The sequence below is a fragment of the Pseudomonas sp. R11F genome (genome assembly GCF_050312575.1).
GTDB classification, from domain to species: Bacteria; Pseudomonadota; Gammaproteobacteria; order Pseudomonadales; family Pseudomonadaceae; genus Aquipseudomonas; species Aquipseudomonas palleroniana.
In genome coordinates this window covers 83,188-93,557 of sequence record NZ_JBNPJU010000044.1, presented here as the reverse complement: position 1 = coordinate 93,557, position 10,370 = coordinate 83,188, and the positions used below count along the sequence as shown (strand labels likewise).

General features: G+C 58.4%; 11 protein-coding genes. 8 read left to right on the top strand and 3 right to left on the bottom strand.

Features of this window, described 5'->3' with window-relative positions; translation table 11 throughout:
• Positions 1–176: 176 nt before the first annotated feature.
• A complete protein-coding gene (tyrS, locus tag ACQRBV_RS12180; protein ID WP_161548733.1) occupies positions 177–1,376 on the bottom strand; it encodes a tyrosine--tRNA ligase in 1,200 nt (399 codons plus the stop codon).
• A gap of 209 nt (positions 1,377–1,585) precedes the next feature.
• Here tyrS and ACQRBV_RS12175 point away from each other — a divergent pair, with 209 nt between their 5' ends.
• Complete coding sequence (locus ACQRBV_RS12175; protein ID WP_060757310.1) at positions 1,586–2,998, top strand: peptidoglycan DD-metalloendopeptidase family protein; 1,413 nt, start codon at positions 1,586–1,588, stop codon at positions 2,996–2,998.
• Positions 2,999–3,001: 3 nt separating this feature from the next.
• A complete protein-coding gene (locus ACQRBV_RS12170) occupies positions 3,002–4,093 on the top strand; it encodes an anhydro-N-acetylmuramic acid kinase (protein WP_060757309.1) in 1,092 nt (363 codons plus the stop codon).
• A gap of 75 nt (positions 4,094–4,168) precedes the next feature.
• Here the strand turns inward: ACQRBV_RS12170 and erpA are convergent, their stop codons facing one another.
• Together erpA and argC are read right to left on the bottom strand one after the other, a co-directional pair.
• On the bottom strand, positions 4,169–4,519 hold the full coding sequence (gene erpA / locus ACQRBV_RS12165) for an iron-sulfur cluster insertion protein ErpA (RefSeq protein WP_003176443.1): 351 nt from the start codon (positions 4,517–4,519) through the stop codon (positions 4,169–4,171).
• Positions 4,520–4,684: 165 nt separating this feature from the next.
• Entirely contained in the window at positions 4,685–5,719 is a 1,035-nt protein-coding gene (gene argC, locus ACQRBV_RS12160; protein WP_003210935.1) for an N-acetyl-gamma-glutamyl-phosphate reductase, read from the bottom strand.
• 135 nt (positions 5,720–5,854) lie between these two features.
• Between argC and hemJ the strand changes: the two genes are divergently transcribed.
• The 6 genes from hemJ to coq7 all read left to right on the top strand — a co-directional run bounded on the left by hemJ (position 5,855) and on the right by coq7 (position 10,306).
• A complete protein-coding gene (gene hemJ, locus ACQRBV_RS12155; RefSeq protein ID WP_244384996.1) occupies positions 5,855–6,283 on the top strand; it encodes a protoporphyrinogen oxidase HemJ in 429 nt (142 codons plus the stop codon).
• Between the two features lie 25 nt (positions 6,284–6,308).
• Positions 6,309–7,271: an NAD(P)H-dependent flavin oxidoreductase gene (locus ACQRBV_RS12150; protein ID WP_411985398.1), complete on the top strand. Its 963-nt coding sequence runs from the start codon at positions 6,309–6,311 to the stop codon at positions 7,269–7,271.
• 69 nt (positions 7,272–7,340) lie between these two features.
• Positions 7,341–8,303: a DUF805 domain-containing protein gene (locus tag ACQRBV_RS12145; RefSeq protein WP_090368523.1), complete on the top strand. Its 963-nt coding sequence runs from the start codon at positions 7,341–7,343 to the stop codon at positions 8,301–8,303.
• A 64-nt stretch (positions 8,304–8,367) separates the two neighbouring features.
• Entirely contained in the window at positions 8,368–9,156 is a 789-nt protein-coding gene (locus ACQRBV_RS12140) for an SDR family NAD(P)-dependent oxidoreductase (RefSeq protein WP_104994834.1), read from the top strand.
• A gap of 46 nt (positions 9,157–9,202) precedes the next feature.
• Positions 9,203–9,541 (top strand): histidine triad nucleotide-binding protein, encoded by a 339-nt coding sequence (locus tag ACQRBV_RS12135; RefSeq protein ID WP_060757303.1) that lies wholly within the window; start codon positions 9,203–9,205, stop codon positions 9,539–9,541.
• A 117-nt stretch (positions 9,542–9,658) separates the two neighbouring features.
• Complete coding sequence (gene coq7, locus ACQRBV_RS12130) at positions 9,659–10,306, top strand: 2-polyprenyl-3-methyl-6-methoxy-1,4-benzoquinone monooxygenase (protein WP_060757302.1); 648 nt, start codon at positions 9,659–9,661, stop codon at positions 10,304–10,306.
• Positions 10,307–10,370 lie beyond the last annotated feature (64 nt).

The window sequence follows — 10,370 nt, the reverse complement described above, 5'->3', positions numbered from 1 at the left end:
GATAGAGCCAAATAACACCGCCCTACCAACTCCTTCTGGGCTTCGATGAACTGAAGCTATTCGCTGCCTGAATCTTCATAACTTCTTGTTTACCAAGGAGTTTTCAGTTTCGACTGCGCCGGAAGTGGGGCGAATTATAGACAGATATAATTCGCCGTCAACCACTAATTTCAGCTTTATTCAGCCTTGAGCGTAATACGCGCAAATGCCTTCTTCCCTGCCTGACAGACATGGGTAGCACCGAGCTCGTATATAAAGGTGCGATCAACCACCTCACCATCTATACGCACACCGCCGGAACCCAGCAGATCACGTGCCACCGCCGAGTTCTTCACCAGGCCCGCCTTGTTAAGGACAGCCGCGATCGGCATCGCCTCTGCAGCAGTCAATTCAATCTCAGGCAGATCGTCCGGCAGCTCGCCATCCTTCATACGGTTACCCGCCGCACGGTGAGCACTGGCCGCAGCCTCTTCGCCATGGAAACGCGCAACAATCTCTTCTGCCAACTTGATCTTGACGTCCCGCGGGTTCGCACCCGCCTCTACATCGGCACGCAATGCGTTGATCTCATCCATCGAGCGGAAGCTCAACAACTCGAAGTAACGCCACATCAGCGCATCCGGAATAGACACCAGCTTGCCGTACATCACGCCGGGAGCTTCCTGGATACCCACATAGTTACCCAAGGATTTGGACATCTTCTTGACGCCATCCAACCCCTCCAGCAAAGGCATAGTCAGAATGCATTGAGCTTCTTGCCCATACGCACGCTGCAGCTCACGCCCCATCAGCAGGTTGAACTTCTGATCAGTACCGCCCAGCTCGACGTCCGCACGCAACGCCACCGAGTCATACCCCTGGACCAGCGGATACAGGAACTCGTGAATGGCAATCGGCTGATTGGTGGAGTAGCGCTTATCGAAATCATCGCGCTCAAGCATGCGCGCGACAGTGTACTGAGAGGTCAGACGAATAAAGTCCGCCGGCCCCATCTGATCCATCCAGGTGGAGTTGAACGCCACCTCGGTCTTGGCCGGATCGAGAATCTTGAACACCTGCGTCTTATAGGTCTCGGCATTCTCGAGAACCTGCTCACGAGTCAGCGGCGGACGCGTTGCGCTCTTGCCGCTCGGATCACCGATCATCCCGGTGAAATCACCGATCAGAAAAATGACCTGATGCCCCAGTTCCTGGAACTGACGCAACTTGTTAATAAGCACGGTATGCCCCAAGTGCAGATCCGGTGCTGTCGGATCAAAGCCAGCCTTGATACGCAGGGGCTGGCCACGCTTGAGCTTTTCAATCAGCTCGGCCTCGACCAACAATTCTTCCGCACCACGTTTTATCAGCGCTAGCTGCTCTTCAACCGACTTCATAACAGACCCGCAAGGCTCGAATTCAAAAGGGAACCAACCATACAAGATCAGTGACTAATTACAAGTTTTGCCCTACGTACGGACACCACTCAGCAAGCCCAGCGTTCGCGAGCTTGCGCCACAGATGATTTGGTTATATTTTATACAGTTATTTCATCTTCATCATGTCATTCATCTTTTCCATTTCATCTTCAAAGTCAAAATTACTTATGACCACTGAACCGTCTAAAGCGCCGCCGCTTTACCCGAAGACCCACTTGCTCGCCGCAAGTGGCATCGCCGCTCTTCTCAGCCTGGCACTCCTGGTATTCCCTTCCAGTGACGTAGAAGCCAAACGAACATCCCTGAGCCTTGACCTGGAAAGCCCAGTTGAACAACTGACACAAGATCAAGACGCTTCCGACGCCCAACAAGCCACAAATGCACCAGTTGAATCACCCTTCGCACAGATAGAAAACACGCCTGAAGAGACTCAACAGGCCGAACAGGAGCCGCCTGCAGCCGCCCCTGCCAAGAACCCACTGCATCGCGAAGTGATCGTGGCGAAAGGCGACACGCTATCAACCCTGTTCGAGAAGGTCGGCTTGCCCGCCGCCACCGTTAATGAGGTGTTGGCCAGCGATAAACAAGCCAAGCAATTCACCCAGCTAAAGCACGGCCAGAAGCTTGAGTTCGAAATGGCGCCAAACGGCCAACTGAACAACCTGCACAGCAGCACCAGCGACCTGGAAAGCATTGCCCTGACCCGGGGCGCCAAAGGCTTCACCTTCAACCGCATAACCGCCAAGCCCGTAATGCGCTCAGCCTACGTACACGGCGTAATCAATAGTTCCTTGTCTCAATCAGCCGCGCGCGCCGGCTTGTCCCACAGCATGACCATGGACATGGCCAAGGTGTTCGGCTACGACATCGACTTCGCCCAGGACATCCGCCAGGGTGACGAATTCGACGTGATCTACGAACAGAAAGTCGCCAACGGTAAAGTCGTCGGCACCGGCAACATTCTTTCCGCACGCTTTACCAACCGCGGCAAGACCTACACCGCCGTTCGCTATACCAACAAACAGGGCAATAGCAGCTACTACACGGCCGACGGCAATAGCATGCGCAAGGCCTTCATTCGTACGCCCGTCGACTTCGCTCGTATTAGCTCGCGTTTCTCCATGGGTCGCAAGCATCCAATTCTGAACAAAATCCGCGCCCACAAAGGCGTCGATTACGCAGCCCCTCGCGGCACGCCTATCAAGGCAGCCGGTGACGGTAAAGTCCTGCTGGCCGGCCGTCGTGGCGGTTACGGCAACACCGTGATCATCCAGCACGGCAACACTTACCGTACCCTTTATGGTCATATGCAAGGTTTCGCCAAGGGCGTATCGACAGGCAGTAACGTGAAGCAGGGCCAGGTGATCGGTTATATCGGTACCACTGGCCTGTCGACTGGACCGCACTTGCACTATGAGTTTCAGGTCAACGGCGTTCACGTAGATCCGCTGGGCCAGAAGCTGCCAATGGCCGACCCTATCGCCAAGGCCGAGCGCGCACGCTTCCTGCAACAGAGCCAGCCGCTGATGGCGCGCATGGATCAGGAACGGTCCACCTTGCTGGCTTCGGCGAAGCGTTAAGGTATGTCGCTCTATATAGGCGTGATGTCCGGGACCAGTCTCGATGGCCTGGATATCGCCCTGATCGAACAAGACCCGACGATCAAATTGATCGCCAACCACTATATTCCCATGCCGGACACGCTGCGCACCGAGCTTCTTGACCTGTGCGCCAGCGGCCCGGACGAGATAGCCCGCTCGGCCATTGCCCAGCAACACTGGGTAACACTGGCCGCTCAGGGCATCCACGCCTTGCTGGACCAGCAAAATCTCAAGCCTCAGGATATCCGTGCGATTGGCAGCCATGGCCAGACCATCCGCCATGAACCTGCACGGGGCTTCACCGTTCAGATCGGCAACCCCGCCCTGCTCACCGAGCTGACCGGTATCACCGTGGTCAGCGACTTTCGCAGCCGTGATGTAGCGGCCGGCGGCCAGGGCGCCCCCTTGGTACCCGCCTTTCATGAAGCGTTGTTCGGCGAGCAGACCGGTCAGCGCGCCGTATTGAATGTCGGCGGGTTCAGCAATCTCAGCCTGATTGAAACCGGCAAGCCCGTAGCGGGCTTCGACTGCGGCCCGGGCAACGTATTGCTGGACGCCTGGATTCATCACCAACGCGGCGACCACTTTGACCGAGACGGCCAATGGGCGGCCAGTGGCAAGGTCCAGCCGCAGTTACTCAACGCGCTGCTCAGCGACCCCTTCTTCCAGACCAAAGGCCCGAAAAGTACCGGACGCGAAGTGTTCAACCTGAAATGGCTGCAACAGCATCTCGGTCAATTGCCTGCGTTCCAGCCTCAGGATGTGCAAGCCACCCTGCTTGAGCTGACCGCCCTGACCGTCGTCGAATCTCTACAAGCGGCACAATCCGGAACGCAGACCCTGCTGATCTGCGGCGGCGGCGCCCATAACGCTACGCTGATGAAGCGATTGGCCGCACTGCTGCCCAACACCCAGGTCGATAGCACCGCTTCTTACGGTGTAAGCCCCGACTGGGTTGAGGCCATGGCCTTCGCTTGGCTGGCCCATTGCTGCCTCGAAGGCATCGCCGCCAACCGCCCGAGTGTCACCGGTGCACGCGGGCTTCGGGTCCTGGGCGCGATCTACCCCGCCTGACGACACTGAGAATCGCAGACAGCAAAACGCCGCTTGGCCAATCAAGGCCAAGCGGCGTTTTTTATGCGCTATCAATCAGATCGAGAACGAAGACCCGCAACCACAGGTAGTCGTGGCATTGGGGTTCTTGATCACAAAACGCGAACCTTCCAGACCTTCCTGATAATCCACCTCGGCACCTGCCAGGTATTGGAAGCTCATCGGGTCAACGACCAGGCTGACGCCCTCGCGCTCGACGATCGTATCGTCGTCGGCCACATCTTCATCGAAGGTAAAACCGTACTGAAACCCTGAACAACCGCCGCCCGTAACGAATACGCGCAGCTTCAAGCGATCATTACCCTCTTCATCGACCAGGCTCTTCACCTTGTGCGCAGCACCGTGGGTGAATTGCAAAGCCGTGGGGGTGAAGGATTCAACGCTCATGCTGATAATCTCCCGGCGTAGCGCCGCCCTATGCGTAATGGACGGCATTATCCGCTTCTCCTAGAAAAGCGGTCAACTATTGTTACGGTATATCAATCTGCTCAAGCGCCATTAAAAACGCAAAAGGCCCGATCAACGGGCCTTTTGCACAGCGACAAAGCCGTCTTAAGGCAGCATGCCTGCGTGAGACAAGCCCAGCTTTTCATCCAGGCCAAACAGGATATTCATGTTCTGCACCGCCTGGCCCGACGCGCCCTTGACCAAGTTGTCGATCACCGACAGCACCACCACCAAGTCGCCATCCTGCGGACGGTGCACGGCAATACGGCATACATTGGCACCACGCACGCTGCGGGTTTCCGGGTGGCTGCCGGCGGGCATCACGTCGACGAACGGCTCGTTGGCGTAACGCTTTTCAAACAGCGCCTGCAGATCAACCGAGCGATCGACCACGGTGGCGTAGAGCGTGGAGTGAATACCACGGATCATTGGCGTCAGATGTGGCACAAAAGTCAGGCCCACATCCTTACCGGCAGCACGGCGCAGCCCTTGGCGGATTTCCGGCAGGTGGCGATGCCCTTTGACTGCGTAGGCTTTCATGCTTTCCGAAGTCTCGGAGTACAGCGAACCTACTGCCGCGCCACGACCGGCGCCACTCACGCCCGACTTGCAGTCCGCGATCAAACGCGAAGCATCTGCCAGCCCGGCCTCCAGCAATGGCAGGAAACCCAGCTGGGTCGCAGTCGGATAGCAGCCCGGCACGGCAATCAGGCGCGCTTGTTTGATCTGCTCGCGATTGACTTCCGGCAGGCCATACACCGCCTCCTCCAGCAATTGCGGTGCACCGTGCGGCTGGCCGTACCACTTGGCCCACTCATCGGCATCCTGCAGGCGGAAGTCTGCGGACAGGTCGATCACCTTGGTACCGGCCGCCAGCAGTTCCCCAGCCAACGCATGGGCCACACCGTGGGGCGTGGCGAAAAACACCACATCACAGGCGCCCAGGGTCTTGATATCCGGAACACTGAATGCCAGGCCGTCATAGTGGCCTCGCAGGTTCGGGTACATATCGGCCACGGCCAGCCCGGCCTCTGATCGGGAAGTGATGACGACCACCTCTGCCTGCGGATGCTGGGCCAACAGACGCAGCAATTCGACACCGGTGTAACCCGTGCCGCCGACGATACCGACCTTGACCATAAACCTGCCCTCAACGAACCCACTGGAAAGGCGTCGATAATAGGGGCCGTATCGTCCTGCGACAACCGCCAACGTGACGTACGGGCGCGTCAGCCACTACTATCTTGGCTACCGTGAACCTGGGAATAATTAAAAATGCTTTATCTATGGGTCAAAGCCTTTCATATCGTCAGCATCGTCTGCTGGTTTGCCGGGCTGTTCTACCTCCCCCGCCTCTTCGTCTACCACGCTCAAAGTGAGGACACCGTCAGCAAGGAACGCTTCAGCGTGATGGAACGCAAGCTTTACCGCGGCATCATGGGGCCGGCGATGCTCGCCACATTGATATTCGGTGTCTGGATGCTGGCGCTTAACCCCGGCATCTTTCAATCGGGTGCCTGGATCCACGCCAAGCTCACGCTTGTCGTACTGTTGATCGGCTACCACCACATGTGCGGCGCACAGGTGAAGCGTTTTGCCCGTGGCGAAAACACCCGCAGCCATGTCTTTTATCGCTGGTTCAATGAAGTGCCGGTTCTGATATTGCTGGCTATCGTAATTTTGGTCGTGGTCAAACCGTTCTAACTTCACATCACACGGGGTACCTCCAATGTCGCTGCCCGCTCTGCTTGAACAACGTCTGCGCCTGCCGGTAGTGGCTGCGCCGATGTTCCTGATTTCCAACCCGCAACTGGTCCTGGCGTGTTGCCGCAACGGGGTGGTCGGGAGCTTCCCGGCGCTCAACCAGCGCGAAAGCAGTGGCTTCAAGGCCTGGCTGGAGGAAATCGAAGCGGGCCTGGCACAGTTGGACAACCCCGCGCCATATGCCGTCAACCTGATCGTGCACAACAGCAACCCACGTCTGCAGGCCGACCTGGCGATCTGTATCGAACACAAGGTCCCCATCGTCATTACCAGCCTCGGCGCGGTGAAGGAACTGGTCGACGCCGTGCACAGCTATGGCGGACTGGTGTTTCACGACGTCACCACGCGGCGCCATGCCGAGAAAGCCGCAGAAGCGGGTGTTGACGGCCTGATCGCCGTGGCGGCCGGCGCCGGAGGCCATGCAGGCACCTGGAGCCCATTCTCGCTGATCGCTGAAATACGCCAGTTCTTCGATAAAACGCTGCTGCTGGCCGGCTGCCTGAATCATGGGCACGAGATCCTCGCCGCCCAGCTGTTGGGAGCCGACCTTGCGTATTTCGGCACGCGCTTTATCGGCACCACCGAAAGTCATGCGCCGGATGCCTATAAAGAGATGCTGCTCACATCGCGGGCCGCCGACATCGTGCACACTCCAGCAGTCTCCGGCGTACCCGCCAGTTTCATGCGCCAGAGCCTGGAAAACGCCGGCTTCGACCTCGCAGCCCTTCAAGGCAAGGCGGACGTCAATTTCGGCTCCAAGCTCAAGCCGTTGAATGACGAGGCCAAAGCCTGGAAAACCGTATGGTCTGCCGGCCAAGGTGTCGGGGAAATCAATGATTTGCCCACTGTGGACGAACTCGTTGCTCGCCTGGATGCCGAATACCGCAAGGCCCGCGAGCAGGTGACACAGTTACGCTGGCCACGCTGATACAATTGCCGGACCGGCTGGCAGCAGCCGGCCTGCAACCCTCCCACTACAAATGACAAGGATGCCCGCATGAGCGACAACCGTTTCAAGATAGTGTTTGATGGAGCATTGCTCCCGGGTGTCGAAAGCACCACTGCCAAGCTGAACCTCGCCGAGCTGTTCAAGAGTGAAGTCGAGGCCATCGAGAAACTCTTCACCGGCCGCCCCGTTGCGCTGAAACGTGACCTGTCCCGCCCGGACGCAGAAACCTATCTCAACGCACTGAAAAACGCCGGCGTCGACGCACGTATCGAAGCCGAACAGCCGGTAGCCTTCAGTCTTGCAGAAACCCACGAAACATCGTCCCACACCTCCGACTTCTCGCAACCAGCCGCCTCGCCCTATGCCCCTCCGCGCGCAGCCGTAGGCGATGAGTTGCCGGAATACGCCCCCCTCAACGTGTTCACCATCCATGGACGTATCGGCCGCCTGCGGTACCTGGCCTGGACACTGGTGTTGACCGTTGCGATGCTCGTCGCCTCCGGCATCATCGCCACTGCCGGCTTTGCCGTGGCAACCGCTTCGCCGACCGCGGGTATCATTCTGGGCTCGCTGCTGGGCTTTGCGTTGTTCGTGGCCATGCTCTGGGTCAGCGTGCAAATCGCCGTGCAGCGGCTGCACGACCTGGGTTGGTCCGGCTGGTTATGGTTCCTCAACCTGGTGCCGCTGGTGAACAGCGTCTTCCCGATCTTGTTGCTGGTATTGCCGGGGAACGCTGGCGCCAACCAATACGGTGCGCCACCACCGCGCAACTCCACTGCGGTAAAAGTCCTGGCCACCCTGTGGCTGGCGTTTATTCCAGTGATGCTGGCTATCGTGGTTACGCTGGGTATGAACGGTTACCTGAATCAACTCGAAGCCAACATGGACAGCGGCTACGAAAACAGCTCGATCACCTCCGATGACGCTGCCGATCAAAGCGTTATCGTTGATGAAGAAGACGCGCAAAGTGCTGATGAAGCAGCCGAACCTGTAGACTCTCCAGAACAGTGAAGAAACGCCCGCCCGCCTGTGATGTCCCTGTCACAGGCTCGGCGGCGTTGCGATGGAGAAAGGCATGACCCGTTACGCTCTGATCACCGGCGCCTCCAGCGGCATCGGCCTGGCTTTGGCCGAAGCCCTGGCCCGGCGCGGCCGCAGCCTGATTCTGGTGGCCCGTCAGCGTGATCAGTTGGAAAGCATTGCAATCGAATTGACTCAACGCTTTGGCGTCGAGGTGCTGTTTCGTGCCTGTGACCTGGGCGAGCCCCTGCGTTTGTCCGGGTTCCTGCTGGAACTGGAAGAAGGCGAACGTCAGATCGACTTGCTGGTGAACTGCGCCGGCATCGGCACCAGCGGGCCATTTCTGGCCCAGGACTGGATGACCGAACAAGACCTGATCGAAGTCAACATCCTGGCCCTGACCCGCATGTGCCATGCCCTTGGCAACGCGATGGCCCTGCACGGGGGCGGGCAGATTCTCAACGTCGCCTCAGTCGCCGCCTTCCAGCCCGGCCCGTGGATGAGCAGCTACTACGCCAGCAAGGCTTATGTACTGCACTTTTCCGAAGGGTTGCGCGAAGAGTTGAAAACCTGCGGCATCAAAGTTTCAGTCTTGTGCCCCGGACCTACACGCACGGCGTTCTTCGGCACCGCGCAAATGGACGCCGCAAAGCTCGACCGCAGCGGACAATTGATGAGCCCTGAGGAAGTGGCGCTCTATACCGTGCGAGCACTGGAAAAGAACAAAGCCATCATCATTCCCGGACGACGCAACCGCTGGCTGGCCTTCAGCCCGCGTTTCAGCCCACGCTGGCTGACCCGCAAGATCGCCGGCGCGATCAACAAGGCCTATTGCCCGCGCTGACCGCCTGGGTACACTCACCTCGCACTTTCATAATGGAGAAACAGCTGTGGATACTCTGTTCACCAAGATCATCAACAGAGAAATACCCGCGAAGATCATCTACGAGGATGACCAGGTCCTCGCCTTCCACGATATCGCGCCTCAGGCACCGGTGCATTTCCTGGTAATCCCGAAGAAGCCGATCCGTACGCTCAATGACCTGACGGAAGAAGACAAGAGCCTGGCCGGCCATATCCTGTTCACTGCCCAGCGCCTGGCGGTAGAGCAAGGCTGCGAAAAAGGCTTTCGCGTGGTGATGAACTGCAATGAAGATGGCGGGCAGACCGTCTATCACATCCATATGCATGTACTCGGCCAGCGCCAGATGAACTGGCCACCGGGCTGATCAGCCTCGCGGTACAGGTCGCGGCCCAAGGCTGCGACCCCATGCCCCTGACTCAGCACAAACGCTTTGTCCTCTCTTGCGGTAAACTGGCCGCCGAGATTCCTCCCGGAGGTCAGCATGACTACCCAACGTCACTACTCGCCGATTGACCGTTTGTTGCTGCAAGCCGACATGGCCATGCGCACGCTGCTGCCATTCAGCGGCCAACCTTACCGTCCATCGCCCGCCATCGTGCAACCTGAAGCACAGATGAGCGAGACCGACACCCGCCACGTTGCCGGCCTGATGCGTATCAACCATACCGGTGAAGTGTGTGCCCAGGCGCTGTACCAGGGCCAGGCGCTGACCGCCAAGCTGCCGCAAGTACGCGCGGCGATGGAACATGCGGCCGAAGAAGAAATCGACCACCTGGCCTGGTGCGAACAGCGCATTCGCCAACTGGGCAGCCACCCCAGCGTGCTCAACCCATTGTTCTACGGTTTGTCGTTCGGCATCGGCGCCGCTGCCGGCTTGATCAGCGACAAGGTCAGCCTGGGGTTTGTCGCAGCGACAGAACATCAGGTATGCAAACACCTGGATGAACACCTGGAGCAATTGCCGGCGGAGGACGAAAAGTCCCGAGCCATTCTTGAGCAAATGCGCATCGATGAAGAACACCACGCAGAAAGCGCACTGGATGCCGGCGGTTTCCGCTTCCCGGCGCCGGTGAGGTTCGGCATGAGCCTTTTGGCCAAGGTCATGACCAAAAGCACCTACCGCCTATAAGTACCAAGAGCCTGACCCACAAAAAAGGGCGCTATAGAAGCGCCCTTTTTCTTTTGCGTGTCCC